The sequence below is a fragment of the Thalassobacter sp. HA4-2 genome (genome assembly GCF_055693705.1).
Genome location: NZ_JBVFUK010000001.1, coordinates 374857 through 394103 on the forward strand (window position 1 = coordinate 374857; position 19247 = coordinate 394103).

The 19247-nt window shown below is 61.5% G+C and carries 17 protein-coding genes, 1 tRNA gene and 4 pseudogenes; 7 read left to right on the forward strand and 15 right to left on the reverse strand.

What is annotated here, in order from left to right:
• Nucleotides 1–19: 19 nt before the first annotated feature.
• Entirely contained in the window at nt 20–1345 is a 1326-nt protein-coding gene (locus tag ACZ1G0_RS01780) for an MmgE/PrpD family protein (protein ID WP_472735377.1), read from the reverse strand.
• A gap of 207 nt (nt 1346–1552) precedes the next feature.
• On the opposite strand from ACZ1G0_RS01780, the gene ACZ1G0_RS01785 reads away from it, so the two are divergent.
• Entirely contained in the window at nt 1553–1681 is a 129-nt protein-coding gene (locus tag ACZ1G0_RS01785; protein ID WP_472735378.1) for a hypothetical protein, read from the forward strand.
• A gap of 21 nt (nt 1682–1702) precedes the next feature.
• Here the strand turns inward: ACZ1G0_RS01785 and ACZ1G0_RS01790 are convergent.
• Nucleotides 1703–1779: transfer RNA gene (locus ACZ1G0_RS01790), tRNA-Met, on the reverse strand.
• A gap of 93 nt (nt 1780–1872) precedes the next feature.
• On the opposite strand from ACZ1G0_RS01790, the gene ACZ1G0_RS01795 reads away from it, so the two are divergent.
• Together ACZ1G0_RS01795 and ACZ1G0_RS01800 are read left to right on the forward strand one after the other, a co-directional pair.
• The gene (locus tag ACZ1G0_RS01795; RefSeq protein WP_472735379.1) at nt 1873–2697 is read left to right on the forward strand and encodes an FAD-binding oxidoreductase; all 825 of its coding nucleotides are present in this window, start codon (nt 1873–1875) and stop codon (nt 2695–2697) included.
• Complete coding sequence (locus ACZ1G0_RS01800) at nt 2697–3248, forward strand: FAD-binding oxidoreductase (RefSeq protein WP_472735380.1); 552 nt, start codon at nt 2697–2699, stop codon at nt 3246–3248. Before ACZ1G0_RS01795 ends, ACZ1G0_RS01800 begins: the two co-directional genes overlap by 1 nt.
• A gap of 41 nt (nt 3249–3289) precedes the next feature.
• Here the strand turns inward: ACZ1G0_RS01800 and ACZ1G0_RS01805 are convergent, their stop codons facing one another.
• Both ACZ1G0_RS01805 and hemC read right to left on the reverse strand, forming a co-directional pair.
• A complete protein-coding gene (locus tag ACZ1G0_RS01805) occupies nt 3290–4552 on the reverse strand; it encodes a DUF2254 domain-containing protein (RefSeq protein WP_472735381.1) in 1263 nt (420 codons plus the stop codon).
• Nucleotides 4553–4898: 346 nt separating this feature from the next.
• A pseudogene (gene hemC / locus ACZ1G0_RS01810) lies at nt 4899–5845 on the reverse strand (hydroxymethylbilane synthase).
• Between the two features lie 114 nt (nt 5846–5959).
• Here hemC and hemE point away from each other — a divergent pair.
• Entirely contained in the window at nt 5960–7003 is a 1044-nt protein-coding gene (gene hemE, locus ACZ1G0_RS01815) for a uroporphyrinogen decarboxylase (RefSeq protein ID WP_472735382.1), read from the forward strand.
• Between the two features lie 24 nt (nt 7004–7027).
• Nucleotides 7028–8161 carry an NAD(P)/FAD-dependent oxidoreductase gene (locus ACZ1G0_RS01820; protein ID WP_472735383.1) on the forward strand — a complete coding sequence of 378 codons (1134 nt, stop codon included), beginning with the start codon at nt 7028–7030 and terminating at the stop codon, nt 8159–8161.
• Nucleotides 8162–8779: 618 nt separating this feature from the next.
• On the opposite strand, the pseudogene hemF reads toward ACZ1G0_RS01820, so the two are convergent.
• Nucleotides 8780–9663, reverse strand: a pseudogene (hemF, locus tag ACZ1G0_RS01825) (oxygen-dependent coproporphyrinogen oxidase).
• 275 nt (nt 9664–9938) lie between these two features.
• On the opposite strand from hemF, the gene ACZ1G0_RS01830 reads away from it, so the two are divergent.
• Both ACZ1G0_RS01830 and ACZ1G0_RS01835 read left to right on the forward strand, forming a co-directional pair.
• Complete coding sequence (locus tag ACZ1G0_RS01830) at nt 9939–11294, forward strand: D-alanyl-D-alanine carboxypeptidase family protein (RefSeq protein ID WP_472737755.1); 1356 nt, start codon at nt 9939–9941, stop codon at nt 11292–11294.
• Between the two features lie 172 nt (nt 11295–11466).
• Entirely contained in the window at nt 11467–11673 is a 207-nt protein-coding gene (locus ACZ1G0_RS01835) for a cold-shock protein (protein WP_472735384.1), read from the forward strand.
• 95 nt (nt 11674–11768) lie between these two features.
• Here the strand turns inward: ACZ1G0_RS01835 and ACZ1G0_RS01840 are convergent, their stop codons facing one another.
• The 10 genes and pseudogenes from ACZ1G0_RS01840 to ACZ1G0_RS01885 form a co-directional block, all read right to left on the reverse strand.
• On the reverse strand, nt 11769–12548 hold the full coding sequence (locus ACZ1G0_RS01840; RefSeq protein ID WP_472735385.1) for a succinate dehydrogenase iron-sulfur subunit: 780 nt from the start codon (nt 12546–12548) through the stop codon (nt 11769–11771).
• Nucleotides 12549–12560: 12 nt separating this feature from the next.
• Nucleotides 12561–12824, reverse strand: coding sequence for a hypothetical protein (locus ACZ1G0_RS01845; protein WP_472735386.1), 264 nt, complete (start codon nt 12822–12824; stop codon nt 12561–12563).
• A gap of 37 nt (nt 12825–12861) precedes the next feature.
• On the reverse strand, nt 12862–13662 hold the full coding sequence (locus tag ACZ1G0_RS01850; RefSeq protein WP_472735387.1) for a sulfotransferase domain-containing protein: 801 nt from the start codon (nt 13660–13662) through the stop codon (nt 12862–12864).
• A gap of 28 nt (nt 13663–13690) precedes the next feature.
• Complete coding sequence (gene sdhA / locus ACZ1G0_RS01855) at nt 13691–15505, reverse strand: succinate dehydrogenase flavoprotein subunit (RefSeq protein ID WP_472735388.1); 1815 nt, start codon at nt 15503–15505, stop codon at nt 13691–13693.
• A 13-nt stretch (nt 15506–15518) separates the two neighbouring features.
• Complete coding sequence (gene sdhD, locus ACZ1G0_RS01860; RefSeq protein ID WP_472735389.1) at nt 15519–15890, reverse strand: succinate dehydrogenase, hydrophobic membrane anchor protein; 372 nt, start codon at nt 15888–15890, stop codon at nt 15519–15521.
• An 11-nt stretch (nt 15891–15901) separates the two neighbouring features.
• Nucleotides 15902–16285: a succinate dehydrogenase, cytochrome b556 subunit gene (gene sdhC / locus ACZ1G0_RS01865; RefSeq protein WP_472735390.1), complete on the reverse strand. Its 384-nt coding sequence runs from the start codon at nt 16283–16285 to the stop codon at nt 15902–15904.
• Between the two features lie 254 nt (nt 16286–16539).
• Nucleotides 16540–17569: pseudogene (locus ACZ1G0_RS01870) on the reverse strand (MaoC family dehydratase).
• Nucleotides 17566–17769 (reverse strand): DUF1737 domain-containing protein, encoded by a 204-nt coding sequence (locus ACZ1G0_RS01875; protein WP_472735391.1) that lies wholly within the window; start codon nt 17767–17769, stop codon nt 17566–17568. The pseudogene ACZ1G0_RS01870 and the gene ACZ1G0_RS01875 overlap by 4 nt, the downstream one beginning before the upstream one ends.
• Nucleotide 17770: 1 nt before the next feature.
• A pseudogene (locus ACZ1G0_RS01880) lies at nt 17771–18315 on the reverse strand (NnrU family protein).
• Nucleotides 18316–18321: 6 nt separating this feature from the next.
• Entirely contained in the window at nt 18322–19182 is an 861-nt protein-coding gene (locus ACZ1G0_RS01885; RefSeq protein ID WP_472735392.1) for an HpcH/HpaI aldolase/citrate lyase family protein, read from the reverse strand.
• Nucleotides 19183–19247 lie beyond the last annotated feature (65 nt).

Here is a 19247-nt window from a genome sequence, read left to right on the forward strand (position 1 = left end):
CGTTCGGCTGCCGCCGTTTTTAATGTCCCGGGCGGGCCATCATTTGGATCACGTCGTCTCCACTGGTCCGATCCGGCAGCGCTGCAATCAGCGCTCGCAACGACTGCGCCCGCTCGGGGCCGATGACGGGGCTTGCGAGGCGGTCGAACTTGTCCGCAATCCCCTCTGCCGAAATGGGATGTTCGGGGTCGCCCTGTGCCTCGGTTACGGGCGAGGTCAAAGTGCGCCCATCCCGCGTAGACAGGTGCACCACCGCAAGTCGCCGCGCCGGAAAGACCGCGTCGAATTCCGGGCGCGTGGTCATTTTGACCTGCCGGGCCAGCGCAAGGATATCCGGGTCCGTATAGCCCGCGCTGCCAACTTCTGCCACGCCGATGGTGCCGCGCCACACCGCCGCTGCGACGGAAAACGGTAAGGAATACTGCGCCTGTTCGGTGGATGTGGGGATTGCGTGCAGGCGAGACGCCTCGTGAAACGTCTCTACACTTAGTGCCGCGATGTCTTGCGCGGCCAGATCATGGGCCTGCATCAGGTGCAGCACGGCCTCGACCGCTGGTTGGGCCCAACGGCAGACGGGATACAGTTTGATGTATTGTTCTGCGATGTACCAACGCTGACCCAGATCGGCCCAGAGGGGGGCCACATCCGCGCCCTCGATCGTGATGGCAGGGGCACCGGTGAACCCGTCCCGGGCCAAATAGGCCGCCGAGACGCCCGCCATGGCCCCCCATCCAGACCCATCCTTGACCATGGTGGGGTGATCAATGCAGCGCATCATCTGGGACCGTGGCCCGTGAAATTCGGCAATCCCCATCGCCTCTCGGGTACGGGTTGTGTCAAGGGCCAGCGCCCGCGCGCCGATGGCCGCACAGGCCAAGGCAATCCATGCGCCCGATGTGTGATAGTCCTGCGCGGTTGCATGCAGGGCGATGCCCGCACGGGTTCCGATCTCATACCCTATGGCGATGCGGGTCAGCACCTCGGCGCCGGAACACCCTTGGGACAGGGCCAGCGTTGCGGCCACCACACCGCAGCCCACGTGGCCCTTGGTGGGCTTTGAACCGTCGTGGGCATCCAGTGCATCTGTCGTCATGCCATTGGCCAAGGCCGCGCCCACGGGCGAAACGAGCCGCCCATCTTGCCACAGCAGTGCCCCGGCCTGCGCCCCGGCTGCAAAGTGGTCCGCAGCGTGATTGCGAATGATCCGCGACAAATCCGTGGTAGAGGCGGCGATGGCGACGCCCAATGTGTCGGTCAAGCCGCGTATGGCATCTGCGATCACCCGGGGCGGCAAATCCCCGAACTGGGTGTCGAGGGCGAAGTGGAAGGGGGCAGGCGATGACATGGCATTCTCCGGCGGTGTCTGATCCGAGGATGCCATGGAGCGACTTACGTTCTGGCCTGAAATGACGGCTAATTGTGTCGAGAGCGACACGAGGACCATCGCCTGTTTGGTGGCCTGATTTGCCCCAGACTTTGCGCGCGCGAGATTTTGTGGCATACTGACGCATACAGACAGCGTTCAGACCGCGCCAAGTATGGGGGAATAACCATGGATATACTGTTTTGGACAGCGGCGACGTTTATGTCGGTGGTCCTGATTGCGCGGGTCGCGGTGCCGAAAATCGCGCCTGAGTCCGCACTGGCCCGGTTCTTACAGAACACGATCCGGTTTGACTGACTCATACCGATTCAGAGTTGTTGGTGGCGGTACAGGGACTTGAACCCCGGACACGCGGATTATGATTCCGCTGCTCTAACCAACTGAGCTATACCGCCACTGACGCGCCAATTACGGAATGGCGCACGGCCCGTCAAGACCCTTTTCCCCGCTGTCTGTCTCTGTATGGTCTGCGGGAAGGAGGGACCACCATGACACTGATCGCAGACCTGACCGACGCCCTAGGGGCCGCCCATGTGCTGACCGGAGCCGACCTTACCCCCTACGCCACCGATTGGACGGGCAAGTACCCCAGCACCCCCACCTGCGCCGTGCGACCAGCCGATACCGCGCAGGTAGCAGCCGCGGTGCGCATCATCGCATCCCACGGCGCGGCGATCATCCCTATGGGCGGCAACACCGGACTGACCGGGGCCACGCAGACCCAAGACGGCGTGGTCGTGTCACTGGAACGGATGAACGGCGTCACGATAAAACCGGACGCGAACCTTGCCATCGTGCAGGCGGGGGCGATTCTGCAACAGGTCCACGATGCCGCTGATCCCCACAATCTGATCTTTCCTCTGACCTTCGGCGCGCGCGGATCGGCGCGGATCGGGGGCTGTCTGTCCACCAACGCGGGCGGGTCCAACGTAGTGCGCTATGGCTCCACCCGAGGTCTGTGCCTGGGTCTGGAGGTGGTGCTGGCCAATGGCGAAATCCTCGACATGATGACCGAATTGCACAAGGACAACTCAGGCTACGATCTGCGGGACATGTTCATTGGGGCCGAGGGCACGCTGGGCATCATCACCGGGGCGGTGCTGCGCCTGTTTCCCAAGCCCACCAGCTATGCCACCGCCTTTGTGGCCTGCCCGGACCTGCACGCCGGCCTTGCGCTGCTGGACCGGCTGAAGCGCGACAGCGGCGGTATGGTCGAAGCGGCGGAATACATGCCCGACACCTACATGCACACGTTGGCCCGCCTGCGCCCGGACCTGCGCCAACCCTTTGCGCAAGTGCCCCCTGCACCTTGATGGTGGAACTGGCCGCCACTGGCACGGACATGGGCCCGGTCCTTGAGAACACGCTTGCCCAAGCCGCCGAGGATGTCCTGATCACCGACGCCATCATCGCCCAGAACGACACCCAAAGGGCATGGATATGGGAGTGTCGGGAAGCCGCGGGCGAGATCACCTTTGCTGAGTTGCCCTTTGTCAACGTGGACATCTGCCTGCCCCTGGACCGCATGCCCGCCTTTTTCGAGCGTATGGACCAAGTCCTGCCGCCCCTGACGCCGGGCTATCGCGACCTGACCGTGGCCCATTTGGGCGATGGCAACATCCACTACACGGTCTACCCCAAGGACAAGGCGGAGGCGCATATGGCTGCGATCCAGGACACCATTGATGCGGTGACGGTGGAACTGGGCGGCTCGATTTCCGCTGAACACGGGATCGGGGTGTCGAAGCTACCCACCCTTTCGGCGCACAAAGACAAGGTCGCCCTGTCGGTCATGCGATCGGTCAAACAGGCGCTGGATCCGAACGGGGTGATGAATCCGGGTAAGGTCATCCCCGCGCTTTGACGAAGTGTGATCGGGTGGGGGGCGGTGGGACAAGTCCCACCCTACTGCGGTCGGCCCACCGCAATGCGTCCAAGGCGATCTTGGTCGCTTGGGCGCAGGCCATCGTCGCGGGTGGCATGATCCAAGGCAAGGGCTGCGGTCTGAATGGCGGCCCCGCGCAGGGCTGGATGTTCCGCGTGGGACAAATCCCGCAAGGCCGTGCGCAGGCAGAGGGCGATTTCCATCTTGTCGGCCCCGTCCCGTGCGATCTGTATAAAGGCCGCCTCCAGCAACTGCGCGACCGGGGTCGCGGGTACGAATACGCGATCGGCGATCAGAGCCTCCGCGTCTGGTGCCGTCCGGGCGAAATCCCACAAGAGCCCCTTGAGGCGCAGGATCACCTGCACTGCCGTGCCGGAATCGTTGATCCCCGGGGACAAGGCCCGGCTGGCAATCTCAGCCAGCACGATCAGGCCAAAGGCGGCGTCCTGTTCAAAGGTGCGGGTGTCCCCAAACACGAAACACTTTGCGATTCTTTGCAGAACCTCGGAGCCGGGGTCACTGGACAGCAGGGCAATCTGCTCCCCTTCCAGCACGTGGGTTCCGGGCACTTTGAGCACATAGGTAAAGACATGGGGCGGCAGCTTGTCCTGCAGGCCGTCCACATCCACCAGTTGAAGATAGCCCGTGCAGGGGGCGGGTACGACAATCGCCCCCGCGGGTATCACTGTTTCAGCGGTCAGTGAACGGGCGCATAGCGTCGGATAACGGGCTAGGTTCAACAGCGGCTCTGCGGCCCGCTCGACCACCTTGTCGATGCTGTCATCCACACTGCCCAAGGTGCCCAGATGGTCAATCCAGCGCAGAATGGCGGCTATGATCATCACCACTATCAGGGCTGTGACCCCCATGACCACCGGGGCTGCGCCGGGCGCGTAGAACCCAGCCTGATACAGGACGATGGACCCCAGCGAATAGACAAAGGCCCCGATGAACACGGCCAACACAGATTGGGTCGTCGTATCCTCCAACAGCAAGCGGTGCACACGCGGCGTTGTTGTGCTGGCCGCTGCGCGGTGAGCCGACACCATCACGTTCAGCGAAAAAGTGGACACTGCCAGCATCGAAGACGCAAGGATCGTCAGCACTGGAATCACGGAGTCGAAGTCCAACAGCGCATCGGTTTCGACAGGGATAAACCGCTGGATCAAGGGGCTGATCACCGCGACGGCCAAGGACAACAGCGCATACAGCGCCACCCGCAACCCAAGGTGCCGATAGTAGCGCATGAAAATCATGAAAGGCCATTTCAGCCGGTTGAGCATTCGCACCGCCTCCGCTTGCACGTCCCACCCTAGGGCAACGGGCGGGCCTTGGGAAAGCCGATACCGGCGAGGCGCGGTGTTGCCAGCCCTTTGGCAGCCGGGCGGTGGGACGAGCCCCACCCTACGATAGGCCGTACCTGCAATCTCAAGAAGCCGCCAAGGGCAAGCGCATGGCGGCACAGATCGCCGCAGTTCTGGTTCGGGTTTACGTTTGCGAAAGGGCGACCCGGCCACTGTCCCTGTGGCTACGAGTGACAACTCGACTGGCATGCCAACGTCAATGTACAGTCACAGCGCGTTTTGGAGGCGACCGGGACCCCACCTTTGTGATGGTGTCAGTTCAGGTTTACACCCGCCAATCGAAGAAATCCTTGGGCGCGCGGGCCAGCAGGCGGGCGGCTACGGCCTCGCCCATATGGGCGGCGTCCTCGATGGGTGCGCTTTCTGCATCCGTTAGAACTTCGGATCCATCGGGGCGCAAGATCTCGGCACGGAAGTGGATCGTGCCGCCCTCTAGCGTGGCAAGGCCCGCGATCGGCGTTTCGCAGGACCCGTCCAAAGCCTTGAGGTAAGCCCGTTCACAAGCCAGACGCTGACCCGAGGCGGTGTCGTGGATCGCGGCCAGCATCTCGGCGGCGCGCATGTCGTCGGCGCGGCGCTCGATCCCGATGCAGCCCTGTGCAACGGCAGGCAGCATATCGTCTTCTTCGATCGCTGTTTTGGGCACGTCGGCCATTTTCAGGCGGTTCAGACCGGCCATGGCAAGAAAGGTCGCGACGGCCACGCCATCGTTCAGTTTCTGCATACGGGTCTGAACATTGCCTCTGAATTCAACAAGTTGCAGATCAGGACGGCGGGCGGCCAGTTGCGCGCGGCGGCGCAATGAAGACGACCCGACCACGGCCCCCTCGGGCAGATCCGCGATGCCCTTGTGAGCAAAGGACACGAAGGCGTCCCGCACGTCCTCGCGCGGCAGGTAGGTGTCCAGCAACAGCCCCTCGGGCTGATCCACGGGCATGTCCTTCATGGAATGGACCGCGATGTCGATGGCGCCTGACAACATGTCGTCCTCAATCTCACGGGTAAACAGGCCCTTGCCGCCGATCTCTTTGAGGGGGCGGTCCAAGACGCGGTCGCCGGTGGTTTTGATGACCTTGATCTCGAAGGCTTCGTGCGGCAAATCATAGGCAGCGGCGAGGCGTTGGCGCGTCTCGTAGGCCTGGGCCAATGCAAGGGGGACCCCCGCGTGCCGATTTTCAAAGGAGCGGCAGGGGTAGGCAGTGTGATCGTCATAGGTCGGTCTCTTTGTGTGTCAACTTGACTTGACATGGTCTGTTGGGTCAGTTTGACACCAGACACCCCCCAGAGTCCAGAGCCTTGGGGTAATATATACGAAGGAATGGCCAAATGACCGAAACAAAAACGCTGATGCGCGCCCTGCGCGGCGAGACACAGGCCGTACCGCCGATCTGGATGATGCGTCAAGCGGGGCGCTATCTGCCTGAATACCGCGCCACCCGAGCGCAGGCAGGCGATTTCCTTTCCTTGTGCTATAACAGTGAGTTGGCGGCCGAGGTCACGCTGCAACCGATCCGCCGCTATGGGTTTGACGCGGCTATCCTGTTTGCTGACATCCTGCTGGTGCCCGATGCATTGGGGGCGGATTTGTGGTTCGTCACCGGCGAAGGGCCGCGCCTGTCCACCATCACCACCGAATCCGATTTCGCTAAGATCAAAGGTGCAGATGATATCCACGACCACCTTGCCCCGGTCTACGAAACCATCCGCATTTTGCGCAAGGAACTGCCTGCGGAGACGACACTTATCGGGTTCGCTGGCGCGCCTTGGACTGTTGCAACCTACATGATCGCTGGGCGCGGTACAGCGGATCAAGGGCCAGCCCATGCGTTGATGGGCGAAAACACCGCTCTGTTCGAGGCGGTCTTGGACCGCCTGACGGACGCCACGATCACCTACCTCGATATGCAAATCCAAGCGGGCGCCGAGGTGGTCAAACTCTTTGACAGCTGGGCTGGGTCGCTGAAAGGCGATGCATTCGAGAAATATGCCGTCGCACCTGCCAAGAAGATCATCGCCGCCCTCAAGGCCAAGCATCCCACCGTTCCCATCATCGCTTTCCCGCGCGAGGCGGGCGATGGCTACATCGGGTTCGCCTCCAAAACGGGTGCGGATTGCGTTGCGCTCGACAACTCGATCACGCCAGAGTGGGCCGCGGCCAACGTCCAGAAGGACGTTTGCGTGCAGGGCAACCTCGCCAGCCGACACATGGTGACGGGCGGCCAGGATCTGATCGACGAGGTGCGTCACATCCGCGAGGCGTTCAGCAAGGGCCCGCACATCTTTAACCTTGGCCATGGGATCACCCCTGACGCCGATCCTGAAAACGTGGCGCTGATGATCGAAACCCTGCGCGAAACAGTTTCCGCCTAGGCGAACCCATGCAAAGGTGCGGGTATGAGCACCTTTGATTACATCGTCGTTGGCCGTGGTCTTATGGGCGCGGCCTGCGCGCGCCACTTGGCCGAGGCGGGATACAGCGTTGCCCTTGCAGGCCCGGATGAGCCGACGAACCGTCAAACCCACGATGCACCCTTTGCCAGCCACCACGATGCAGGCCGGATCACGCGCCACGTGTCCCATGACCCCATTTGGTCGGACCTGTCTGCCGCCTCGATCGCCCGCTACCGGGACCTCGAGGCGCGCAGTGGCATTCCCTTCTTTCACGAAGTCGGGGCCTTGATGGCCGGGCGGCACACGCCTGCCATGACGGACTTCACGTCGGGTATTGAAGCGATGGCGGATCACTATGGTGCGGCCCGCATGACCGCAGATGAGGTCGCGGCGCGCTTTCCCTACCGCTTGCCGTCTGATGCCGTGATCAGCTACGAGGCCAAGGGTGGCGGATGGGTCGACCCGCGTTCCCTGCGCCGCGCGGAGGAGGCGTTAGCGGTGAAGGCAGGTGCGCAGATCTACCCCCTGGCGGCAACGGCACTTACGGGGCAAACCGTCACCCTGTCTGACCAGACCCAGATCAGCGCGTCGCAGATTGTCTGGGCTACCGGTGCTTACGCGCGCACCCAAACCATCCTGCCCCGCATCCCCGACATGCGCGTCTATGCCCGCACCATCGCCTTTGCCGAAACGCAGGGGCCCCATGCGGATATGCCAACACTGATCTGGGTGCCGGAGGGTCTGGATGATGACCTCTACATGCTGCCGCCCATTCAGTACCCGGATGGGCGCTGGTTGATGAAAATCGGCGGAGAGGTCGACAGTCCGCTTCTGACCACAGACGCCGAGATGACAGAGTGGTTCCGCAGCGCAGGTCGGGCCGAGGCAGGCGCGCGCTTGTTGAGCCATCTGCGCGACGTGCTGCCCGATATGGCGTGGGGCGCGACCCATACCGAACCCTGTGCGGTGACCTTCACGGCCACCGGATACCCCTACATTGATCGCATGACCGACGGTCTGACAATAATGACTGGGGGCAACGGGGCCGGGGCCAAGTGCTGTGACGAACTGGGCCGTCTTGGTGCCGTGGTCGCGCAAGGGGGTACTGCCCCGGGGTTTGAGGCGGTTTTTGTGTAGGCGTGCTATCGGAAGTGGTCGTCCGTGGTGGCTTACCGCACGATTGGGCCAAAATGCCTTTGGGTCAGCCTAAATCCCGATTTGAAAACCCGAGTCTGAAATGTGATGGTCAATGTGCGTTGATAAGAATGCCTCGGAGCAGCTGAACATGGCCACAAACACTGCGTTCACGCATATCCGTATCGGGGACCATACTCCTGAGTTCGAGAAAATCGCGCTCATAGGTGTGTCTGTTATGGCCACCTCTGTCTGTTTGGGTTGGGCAACGTTGCAGAAGACCGAGGCCAATGGACGATTTACTTTGGGTGGTTTGGTATTGTTTTTTGGGCCTGCCGCTTCTTGGCCTGCTACATCGGCTTTTCTTTGGCCCCGAGTTCTGCGTTGAATTCACACCGAATGGGTTTATTGACCGGCGCCAGTCTAACGCCATTGTTTCTGAATAGGCTAACGGGCCATGGCGATATGTTTATGCCAACGTCGGATCTGGAAGAGCCGTGTGACACCATTTGGCGCCTTTTCCAAACTTACCTCGTGGAACACAATCCCGCAGCACTTGAGACTGCGAAACCCACATAGTTTTTGCAAAAGGGGCGGTGGGACAAGTCCCACCCTACAGGGTCAGACCCACTTTGCCTCAGGCGGCATAGACATCAGGACGGCATCGATGTTGTGCCCGGTTTCCAATCCGAACTTGGTGCCACGGTCCCAAACAAGGTTGTATTCCGCGTATAGGCCACGGTGCATCAGTTGCGCCTCTTTGTCGTCATCGGTCCAGGACTCGTCCCGGCGTTTTTCGGTCACGCCGACGAAGGCAGGCAGAAAGGCGCGGCCCACGTCCTGGGTGAAGGCAAAGTCCTTGGCCCAGTCGCCGGTGTTGTGGTCGTCGTAAAAGATGCCGCCTACGCCCCGAGCTCGGCCGCGGTGGGGGACAAAGAAATATTCATCCGCCCATTCCTTGTAGCGGGGGTAGTAGGTGGGGTCGTGCCTGTCGCAATAGTCCTTAAGGACGGCGTGGAACTGGGCCGTGTCCTCCTCGATCTCGATGCAGGGGTTCAGGTCAGACCCGCCACCAAACCACCACGCGTGGGGGGTCCAGAACATCCGGGTGTTCATGTGCACAGCTGGAGTGCGGGGTTGCGCATGTGCGCGACCAACGAAATGCCCGATGCCCAGAACCGGGGGTCATCGGCCATGCCAGGCAGGTCCTTGCGCGCGGCCATGGCGGCCACGGCACGGGGTTGTAAGGTGCCATGAACGGTCGAGACGTTGACGCCGACTTTCTCGAACAACCGGCCACCGCGCATCACGGACATCAGACCGCCGCCGCCCTTGCCTTCGTCCCGGGTGGTTTCGGTCACTTCAAACCGTCCTGCAGGAAGGTCCGCAAAGGGGCCGGTTGTCTGGTTGTCCTCAAGGGCTTCGAAGGTGGCAACGATCTCGTCCCGAAGGGTGCGGAACCAAGCGCTTGCCTGCTCTTTCCGGGTGTCAAACATTTCGGTCATTCAAGTGTCTCCTGTAGTTGACACAATTTAGCAGGGATTTTGGGGCAGTGCCACTGCGCTGTCCTCGCTATCTTGTGGCTGTGGTCTGAAGATACACGACACTTGGGGACGGCGTTAACAAATAAGGCCATTTTGGGGCAATCCGCATTAACCGTAGAAAACAAAGGGTGATTCCGGTTATCCTAAGGTTAACGCCCACAAAAAACACGGGCACCCCAGGCAGATCGAGCAGAGATTTGACCAAACGATTGCAACACTTGGCCCTCGCGGGCCTGATGGCTTTGGCTTTGACCATGAGCTTTGGCGGCCGCGTAGATGCGGCGCCCTACGCGGCCATGGTCATTGATGCACGCACGGGCGAGGTGCTGCACTCGCGCAACGCCGATACGCGCCTGCATCCGGCGTCCCTGACCAAGATGATGACCCTGTATGTGGCTTTTGAAGCCATTCGGCTGGGCGAGATCACGTTGGACACGCAAGTCACCGTATCGCGCAAAGCCGCCAACGAGGTCCCGTCCAAGTTGGGCCTGCGTGCCGGGCAGCGGATCAAGCTGCGCTATTTGATCCGCGCGGCGGCCGTGAAGTCCGCAAATGACGCCGCAACGGCCATTGGCGAAGCGATTTCGGGCAGCGAAGCGAAGTTCACCGCGCGGATGACCCGAACCGCCAAGGCTTTGGGTATGACGCGCACGACCTTCAAGAACGCACACGGCCTGACCCAAGCGGGGCACCTGTCGACCGCGCGGGATATGACCACGCTCGGGCGGCGTCTGTTCTACGACTACCCGCAGTACTATAACCTGTTCAGCCGCAAGACGACCGATGCGGGCATCAGCCAAGTGCGCAACACCAACCGGCGCCTGCTGTCCAACTACCGCGGGGCTGATGGCATCAAGACGGGCTACACGCGCGCCGCCGGGTTCAACTTGGTGGCCAGTGCAGAACGGGGGGAAGAACGCATCATCGCAACCGTTTTTGGCGGACGTTCTACCGCGACGCGAAACGCCCGGATCGCCGAGTTGCTGGACATGGGGTTTGAACGCGCGCCAAGCCGCGTGGCCGAACGGAAGCCGAGCTTGCCGGTTTATGGGTCTGTTGCCTCCGCACCGGTCAAGCTCACGTCATCCATGCGTCCTGTGATGCGGCCCGGCGCGGCGATTGATCCGGCGTCTATCGCGGTCGCCGCCTTGGCACCGACCCCTGCTCCACGCGTACAGGGGGATCTGTCTACCAGTGGGCAACAGGTGCTGGCCCCCAAGACGATCCGTGTTTTGCCGCGCCAGACGGCGACTGCGGCGCCGGTGCAAACCATCGTGCCCCCGCCGCGCCCCCCGGTTCAGCTGTTCGAGGATACGGACACTGCCCCACGTGAAGTCGTCACGCGCGCTGCCAGCGGAGGGTCTGGGCAATACGGTATCATATTGGAAACACAAGGTTCTCGGTCTGCGGCGGACAAGTTGTTGCTGCGTACCGCGTTGCAAGAGTTGGGCACCCTAGACGGTGCGTTACGCAAAGTGACTGAAAGTCGCCGTGGCTACCGCCCGTCCTTTGTCGGCCTGAGTGAGACACAGGCCCTGCGCGCCTGCACCCGACTGATCGCACGCAATGTGACATGCGAAGTAAAGGGCTGATAACTGAACGTCGCCCGGTTCACCGTTGACGTAGGGCGCGTGACGTGTCAGTTGAACAAGCGTTCTAAGCTAATCGACTGCCTGAGTATCAACCGGGTCAGCATCTTCGATCTTCGCTGATACCGCCATACTGCCGCATTTCGTGGGCAGGATTGATACGAGGAGACACGGAATGGCCACTGGCACCGTGAAATGGTTCAACACCACTAAAGGCTACGGCTTCATCGCACCTGACAATGGCGGCAAGGACATTTTTGTTCACATTTCCGCAGTTGAGCGGTCCGGTTTGACCGGCCTGGCGGACAACCAAAAAGTAAACTTCGAGCTGAAAACCGGCCGTGACGGCCGCGAAAGCGCAGAAGAAATCGAACTGGCCTAATTCGGCATTCGATCAGACCACATAGGTTTGACCAAATTGAAAAGCCGCCCCATGGGGCGGCTTTGTTCGTTTTATGGTCGGTGCCTTTTGCAGGCTTAGACGTGCCGATCCACCATCATCTTTTTGATCGAGGCGATGGCCTTTGCTGGGTTCAACCCTTTGGGACAGGTCTTGGTGCAGTTCATGATCGTGTGGCACCGATACAGTTTGAACGGGTCCTCGAGTTGGTCAAGCCGTTCGCCCGTTGCCTCATCCCGGCTGTCGATCAGCCAGCGGTAGGCGTGCAGCAGGGCCGCCGGGCCGAGGTATTTGTCGCCGTTCCACCAGTAGCTGGGGCAGGAGGTCGAACAGGACGCGCACATGACACATTCGTAAAGGCCATCGAGTTTCTTGCGGTCCTCGATAGACTGGCGCCATTCCTTGGCTGGGCGGTTCGTCTTGGTTTCCAGCCACGGCATAATGCTGGCGTGTTGAGCGTAGAAGTGCGTCAGGTCGGGGATCAGGTCCTTGACCACGGGCATGTGGGGCAGGGGATAGATTTTGACGTCGCCCTTCACCTCGTCCATGCCGTAGATGCAGGCCAGCGTGTTGATACCGTCGATATTCATCGCGCAGGATCCGCAGATCCCTTCGCGGCAGGAGCGGCGGAAGGTCAGGGTGGGGTCGATCTCGTTTTTGATCTTGATCAGCGCGTCCAGCATCATCGGCCCGCAGGTGTCCATATCGACGAAATAGGTGTCGACGCGGGGGTTTTGGCCATCATCAGGGTTCCAGCGGTAGATCTGGAACTTGCGCAGGTTGGTGGCACCCTCGGGCTTGGGCCACGTCTTGCCCACGGTGATCTTGGAGTTTTTCGGCAGTGTGAACTGAACCATGGTCGTCTCCTTTCAGAGGTTTTGCAAAAGCACCGGCAGGCCGTCTGTGGCAAGGCAGGTGATCGTATCGGGGCGGCGGACGATGTCCACCACTGTTTGGGTCGTGGTTGCGTCAACACCGGTGGCAGCCGCGCGGGCAAGGGTGAACAACTCGCCTGATTCGGCATTATCGATCACGCAGTCGGTGGCGGGCTCCAACGGCACGCCCGGGAATTTGTCCGCCAGAATGGGGCGCACGGTTTGGCGCGCGGCCTCTCGGGTGAGGTCGGTCGTCACCTGGGTCGGGGAGCATGCCATCAGGAGCAGGAGGGGGCTAAGCCGCAGCATCCAACGCCTCCAACCAATTTGTGGCGTGGTCCTCGTAGCCCAGTTGCACAAGGGCATGCCCGTACTTCTGCGCGTAGGGTTCGGCAACAGCCCGGGGCAGCTTGGTACGCCATTGGGCAACTTGACCGTCGATGACATGCAGCTTGATCCGGTCATGACGCTTGGCTTCGTCTGCCAGGCCGCCGAACAGGCTTTTGGACCAAAAGGCTTTGACACCGATCGCCACTTCGTCCTCGTCAAACCCGAGAGCGCGCAGGGCGCTGCGGAACAGGCCACAGGTGGTGTCTTGCATCAGGTTCTCGTACCGCAACTCGATCGTGTTGGGGCGGTTGTAGTCCCACGCCAGCATCTGTTCGAGGGTCACCTTGTGCTTTTCATCCATCTCGAACAGCAACTTGTCCGTGTCTGTGGCCAGACTGTTCAGGTGTTGTTGATAGGTTTTGCCACCAAGGTCGGCGCGTGCCTCGTGCAAAAACTCTTCCCCACCTTCCGGGGCCTTTTGGTGATAGCGCATCCCCGACAGCAGCACGTCGCGCGGGTCGCGGATCAGGTGCAGGATACGGGCATCCGGCCGGGTCAGGATGGTCTCGTGAAAGCGCGACGACCATTGGGTCAGAAGCACGCGCCCGGTGTCAGGGATGTGACGTGCCGCACGTGGGCCGTAAGCGCCGTGCGACGGGATGTTAAGGCGCTCCGAAATCAATCGAAACACCTGACGCATCCAGATCGTGCCGGTCTTGTGGTGGGTGCCGACACAGATCACGCGGGGGGCGGTGGTATCATCCATCACCGCCCCCGGTATGTTGTGTTGCGGATCAATACACCCGGGCCTTGGGCGCGATCTTTTTCAGGTCAATCCCGCCTTCGTTGTGGGACGTGAGCGGATCAAGGTGCACCGCGCGGAAACCCAGATCTGCCTTGGACGGGTTGCCGCCCTTGAACCATGTGAGCGAGTGTTTGCGCCATTCCTCGTCGTTACGATCGGGGTAATCCTCGTGAGCATGGGCACCACGGCTTTCCTTGCGGGCCGCGGCGGCGGTGATCGTGGCCACAGCGTTTGGCATCAAGTTGGCCAGTTCCAGCGTCTCCATCAGGTCGGAGTTCCAGACAAGGCTGGTGTCCGTGACCGCCAGATCGTCCAGTTTCCCAGCGATGCCGACCATGTCCTTGCGGCCCTGCTCCAGCGTTTCGTCTGTGCGGAACACGGCGGCATCGCGCTGCATGGTCTTCTGCATCTCCAGGCGCAGCTCGGCGGTGCCGACCTGCCCGCGCGCGTGGCGCAGCCCGTCAAAGCGCGCCAGCGCCATGTCCACCGAGCGTTGGTTGGGCGTGGGCACTGCGGTGTCGGGGTCCACGATTTGGCCTGCGCGGATCGCCGCGGCGCGGCCAAAAACCACAAGGTCGATCAGCGAGTTGGATCCCAAGCGGTTCGCCCCGTGCACCGACGCACAGCCCGCTTCGCCGACAGCCATCAGGCCCGGGGACACGCGGTCTGGGTTATCGGCGGTTGGTGCCAGCACCTCGCCCCAATAGTTCGTGGGGATGCCGCCCATGTTGTAGTGAACGGTGGGCAGAACCGGAATGGGTTCCTTGGTCAGGTCGACACCGGCAAAGATGCGTGCGGACTCCGAAATGCCGGGCAGACGTTCGGCGAGCGTCTCTGGCGGCAGGTGGTTGAGGTGCAGATGGATGTGATCCCCCTCGGCCCCGACACCGCGCCCTTCGCGGATCTCCAATGTCATGCAGCGGCTGACCACGTCACGGGATGCAAGGTCCTTGTAGGTCGGCGCGTAGCGTTCCATAAACCGCTCGCCCTCGGAGTTGGTCAGGTAGCCGCCCTCGCCCCGCGCGCCCTCGGTGATCAAACAGCCGGAGCCGTAGATGCCCGTGGGGTGGAACTGCACAAACTCCATATCCTGCAGGGGCAGGCCTGCGCGCGCCACCATACCGCCACCGTCGCCGGTGCAGGTGTGGGCCGAGGTCGCGGAGAAATAGGCGCGCCCATAGCCGCCCGTGGCCAGCACGACCATTTTCGCGCTGAACAGGTGCAGGGTGCCGTCATCCAGCTTCCAGCACAGCACGCCTTGACACACGCCGTCTTCGGACATGATCAGGTCGATGGCGAAATACTCGATGTAGAATTCGGCATTGTTCTTGAGCGATTGCCCATAGAGCGTGTGCAGGATCGCGTGGCCGGTCCGGTCGGCGGCGGCACAGGTGCGCTGCACCGGGGGACCTTCGCCAAACTCGGTGGTGTGACCGCCGAAGGGGCGTTGGTAGATCTTGCCCTCTTCGGTGCGCGAGAAGGGCACGCCGTAGTGTTCCAGCTCGTAGACCGCCTTGGGCGCTTCGCGTGCGAGGTATTCCATGGCGTCCGTATCGCCCAGCCAGTCCGACCCTTTGACGGTATCGTACATGTGCCATTGCCAGCTGTCGGGGCCCATGTTGGACAGGCTGGCCGCGATGCCCCCTTGGGCTGCCACCGTGTGGGACCGGGTGGGGAACACCTTGGTCACGCAAGCGGTACGCAACCCCTGCTCGGCCATCCCGAGTGTTGCACGTAGGCCCGCGCCACCAGCGCCGACCACGACCACGTCGTATTCGTGGGTTTCATATTCATATGCTGCCATTGGGTCGTTCTCCTTAGAGGGCCATCTTGGCGAGGGCAAATAGTCCGAAAGCGATCAAAGAGTAGGTCACGACCGTACCGCCGATCAGCAGGATTTTCATGGTGGATCCGCGGGCGTAGTCGGTGACCAGCGCCTCGAATCCCTTGTTGAAGTGCTGCAGCCCGAACACCAGCATGAGGGCGGTCAGAACCGCAGGTACAGGACGCGCGAAGGTCGCCATGACTTCGGCATGGGTGCCGCCAATGGCCGATCCAAACGTGTACAGCCAAATGGGCAGCAGGATTGCAAGACCAACGGCGCTGACAGTCATGTACCAGTGATGCTCGGTGCCACCACCGGATGCGCCTTTGCCCTCGGCACGTTTGCGGGCGGTAAGATAACGCATGATCAGCCCCCTTAGACGATAAGTACGGTCAGAACGGCCAAGACGACCGAACCGATGATGCAGGCAAGGCCCAATTTCTCGGCGGTTTCGATGTCCAACCCGTGGCCCGCGTCGAAGTACAAATGCCGCAACCCTGCAAGGTAGTGATACCAAACGCCGACCAGCGAGGCGAAGATCAGTGCCTTGCCAAGAATTGAGGTCAGGAACCCGTTTGCGACTGCAAAGTAGTCAGGCCCGGACGCGGCTGCGACCAACCACCAGACCAAAACGAACGCAGTGATGATCAAAGCGTTGCCTGTGATCCGGGTCAGGATCGAAGAGATTGAAGTGATCTGCGGGCGATAAACCTGCAAGTGCGGTGAAAGCGGCCGTTCACCGCGGTTCACGTCAGCCATGACGATGTCCCTTTCAAGAATTGGTCGTTCTCTATCTTTGCTATAGAGATATCAAACCAGACCGAAGAGTCACGCGCCTGATCCTTTGAATCCAACCCAAAAGCAGAGCGAATTGCCGCACAAGGCCAATATGTGATCACGAAATCTGAGCCTGTGATCACAAAAATCGGTCTGCCCTACATACTGGCGTACCTACTTCTTTGCGTCGAAAATGCCCTTGGGGGTGTGGGGGCTGGCCCCCACCTCCTGCACTCTCAAAGGGGCATCAGCGCCCAGTAATCCAGGTCCAGCAGCACTTCTGGCACATACTTCCCATCTGCCCCTTTCAGGGCAAAAGGATCCCCCCTTCGTCGCAACCAGCCGCAGCCGGATTGCACCAACGCCTGGGGCGCTGGTTTCGGCTTTGTCCAAGACCTCAGACCACGCTTTGACAGTATCGCCGCTGTAGCAAGGGTTTGCGTGGGCACCAGAGTTCAAGCCAACGATCATCTGCGCGTTGGCCAGCCCGTTGAAGGACAGGGTGCGGGCCATTGAAATCACGTGACCGCCGTAGATCAGGCGTTGGCCGTCAGGGCGGAAGGTGGCGTCAAAGTGGACCTTGGCGGTGTTCTGCCAAAGGCGGGTCGCGATCATATGTTCGGCTTCTTCGATGGTGACGCCGTCGACGTGGTCGATCTGCTCACCGATCTCGTAGTCGCCCCAGCGGTGGGGCTCTCCGGACAATTCAAAATCGTAGGTGGTGAAATCCAGCCCCGCGGGAATGGCCAGCGTTGCGGGGTCCACGACCTTTGCCAAGTCCGGCAGCACCGTTTCGGGCGCGGGCGCATCCATGTCCCGTTTGCGCACCATCACCCAACGAACGTAGTCCATCACAACGTCGTCGCGCTGGTTCAGGCCCCGGGTACGCACATAGACGACACCGGTTTTCCCGTTGGAGTTCTGCTTGACCCCGATCACTTCTGACTCGGACCGCAGGGTATCGCCGGGGTACACGGGCAGGTGCCATCGCCCCTCGGCGTACCCGAGATTGGCGACCGCGTTCAGGGAAACGTCCGGCACGGATTTACCGAAAACCACGTGAAAGGCCACCAGATCATCTATCGGGCTGGCGGGCAGGCCACTGGTCTGGGCGAATGCATCCGACGAATAGAGGGCGTGGCGTGCGGGGTACATCGCGTGATACAGCGCCCGCTCGCCGCCAGATACCGTGCGCGGCACGGCGTGGCGGATCACCTGGCCAACCTTGTAATCCTCGAAAAAGCGGCCTGCGTTTGTCTTGCTCATAGGGTTCCCAATCTGACTTCGGGGTCGTAATCGCCGTCCGTGTCTTTGGTGACGGCTTGGGCGCAGCGTACCACGCCGCGCGCCGCGTCAAAGGTCATGGTGGGGTCGCCGTACAGCTCCCATCCTTTTGACAGGGCGTCGGTGACCTTGTGGCAAAAGGCGGATGTGTCGTCTTCGGTCAGCAAGCGGTAGGCGCGCATGTTATACCCCCACCGGGCTGACACCCAGCCAAACGTGGATCGCCATGACGATGACCATGATGACAACACCGATGATCAGGGCCTTGATGTCGCCCTTGACCGATACATTGGTGGGCCGGTCCCAAGGGGCGGATTTGTTGATGACAATCACGGATACGACCGCCCACGCCAGCAGCCCGCCGAACAGAATGACCGACGCCAGATCACCGTTCACCAACAGGTGCGCCACCGCCCAGGTCTTGAAGGCGGTCAGCTGCGGATGGCGGATCTTGGCGGAGAGGGTGCCTTTGGCGGCGCCCACACCGTACAGGTAAAACGCCAGCAACATCAGCAGGTTGTTCACGTGCACCAGAAATGCGGGCGGGTACCAAAGGGGATGAACTCCGCCCCGCGATAACCGATCACCATCAGCACGATGCTTCCCACAAGGGCCAGTGCGACGGCCCCTTTGCCCGCGTTGCCCATGCCGCCGCGCAGATCCGGCGCGATACGTTTGAAAAGATGCGCCAGCGCCCAAAGGGCGACGCCAAGGATCAGAAGGGTCATTGCAGGTTACTCCGTTGCCGCGATGGCGTCGGCGATGGCCAACGTCTTGCGGGCTGTTTCCACATGCAGGTTTTCTACGATCTTTCCGTCCACCACGGCAACGCCTTGCCCTGCAGCCTCGGCCGTCTCGAACGCGTCGATCTGGCGGCGGGCGAGGTCGATGTCGGCCTCCGATGGGCTGAAGGCTGTGTTGCAGACCTCCACCTGTGCGGGGTGGATCAGGGTTTTGCCGTCCATCCCTAGGTCGCGGCCCTGTTCACACTCGGTGCGCAGGCCTTCATCATCCTTGAACGCGTTGTAGACCCCGTCGACACAGATGATCCCAGCAGCGCGAGCGGCCAGCAGGCAGGTCTGCAATGCCTGCATCAGGGGCAGGCGGTCGGCGCGGAACCGGGTGTTCAGGTCCTTGGCCAGATCGTTGGTGCCCATGACAAAACCTGCCATGCGCGGGGCTGTCGCGATTTCCAGCGCGTTGAAAACGCATAGGGGTGTTTCCATCATCGCCCAGATCTGGGTGTCGGCGCAGGCAGGGTGCGCGTCCAGCAAAGCGGCCAACGCCTCGATATTCTTGGCGCTGTCGACTTTGGGCAGCAGGATGGCTTGGGGTCCAACGGGGGCAATCGCGGCCACATCGTCAGCGCCCCACGGGGTGGACAGGGCGTTGATCCGCACGATCTGCGCGCGGTTGCCATAGCCCCCGGACGTCAAGGCGCTGGCCAGGGTTTGCCGCGCGCCTTCCTTTGCGTCGATGGCCACCGCATCCTCTAGGTCGAAAATGATCGCGTCCACAGGCAGAGTGCGGGCCTTTTCCAAAGCGCGATCCTTGGATCCGGGAATGTAGAGTACGGAACGATAGGGCTGTGCCATGGGGCCTCCGGCGCGAAAGTTGTGCTGCGTTGCGGCGACGCAGACCACACTGCGCAACAATACGC

Coding starts and splice junctions, on each gene's coding strand:
- ACZ1G0_RS01885 (WP_472735392.1), bottom strand. CDS start 19,182: ATGGCACAGCCCTATCGTTCCGTACTCTACATTCCCGGATCCAAGGAT.
- ACZ1G0_RS01835 (WP_472735384.1), top strand. CDS start 11,467: ATGGCCACTGGCACCGTGAAATGGTTCAACACCACTAAAGGCTACGGC.
- sdhD (WP_472735389.1), bottom strand. CDS start 15,890: ATGCGTTATCTTACCGCCCGCAAACGTGCCGAGGGCAAAGGCGCATCC.
- ACZ1G0_RS01795 (WP_472735379.1), top strand. CDS start 1,873: ATGACACTGATCGCAGACCTGACCGACGCCCTAGGGGCCGCCCATGTG.
- ACZ1G0_RS01785 (WP_472735378.1), top strand. CDS start 1,553: ATGGATATACTGTTTTGGACAGCGGCGACGTTTATGTCGGTGGTCCTG.
- ACZ1G0_RS01850 (WP_472735387.1), bottom strand. CDS start 13,662: ATGGATGATACCACCGCCCCCCGCGTGATCTGTGTCGGCACCCACCAC.
- ACZ1G0_RS01875 (WP_472735391.1), bottom strand. CDS start 17,769: ATGCGCGCCTACCGCTTGCTGACCGAAGACGACACATCCGCCTTTTGC.
- sdhC (WP_472735390.1), bottom strand. CDS start 16,285: ATGGCTGACGTGAACCGCGGTGAACGGCCGCTTTCACCGCACTTGCAG.
- ACZ1G0_RS01840 (WP_472735385.1), bottom strand. CDS start 12,548: ATGGTTCAGTTCACACTGCCGAAAAACTCCAAGATCACCGTGGGCAAG.
- ACZ1G0_RS01780 (WP_472735377.1), bottom strand. CDS start 1,345: ATGTCATCGCCTGCCCCCTTCCACTTCGCCCTCGACACCCAGTTCGGG.
- sdhA (WP_472735388.1), bottom strand. CDS start 15,505: ATGGCAGCATATGAATATGAAACCCACGAATACGACGTGGTCGTGGTC.
- ACZ1G0_RS01820 (WP_472735383.1), top strand. CDS start 7,028: ATGAGCACCTTTGATTACATCGTCGTTGGCCGTGGTCTTATGGGCGCG.
- ACZ1G0_RS01830 (WP_472737755.1), top strand. CDS start 9,939: ATGGCTTTGGCTTTGACCATGAGCTTTGGCGGCCGCGTAGATGCGGCG.
- hemE (WP_472735382.1), top strand. CDS start 5,960: ATGACCGAAACAAAAACGCTGATGCGCGCCCTGCGCGGCGAGACACAG.
- ACZ1G0_RS01800 (WP_472735380.1), top strand. CDS start 2,697: ATGGTGGAACTGGCCGCCACTGGCACGGACATGGGCCCGGTCCTTGAG.
- ACZ1G0_RS01805 (WP_472735381.1), bottom strand. CDS start 4,552: ATGCTCAACCGGCTGAAATGGCCTTTCATGATTTTCATGCGCTACTAT.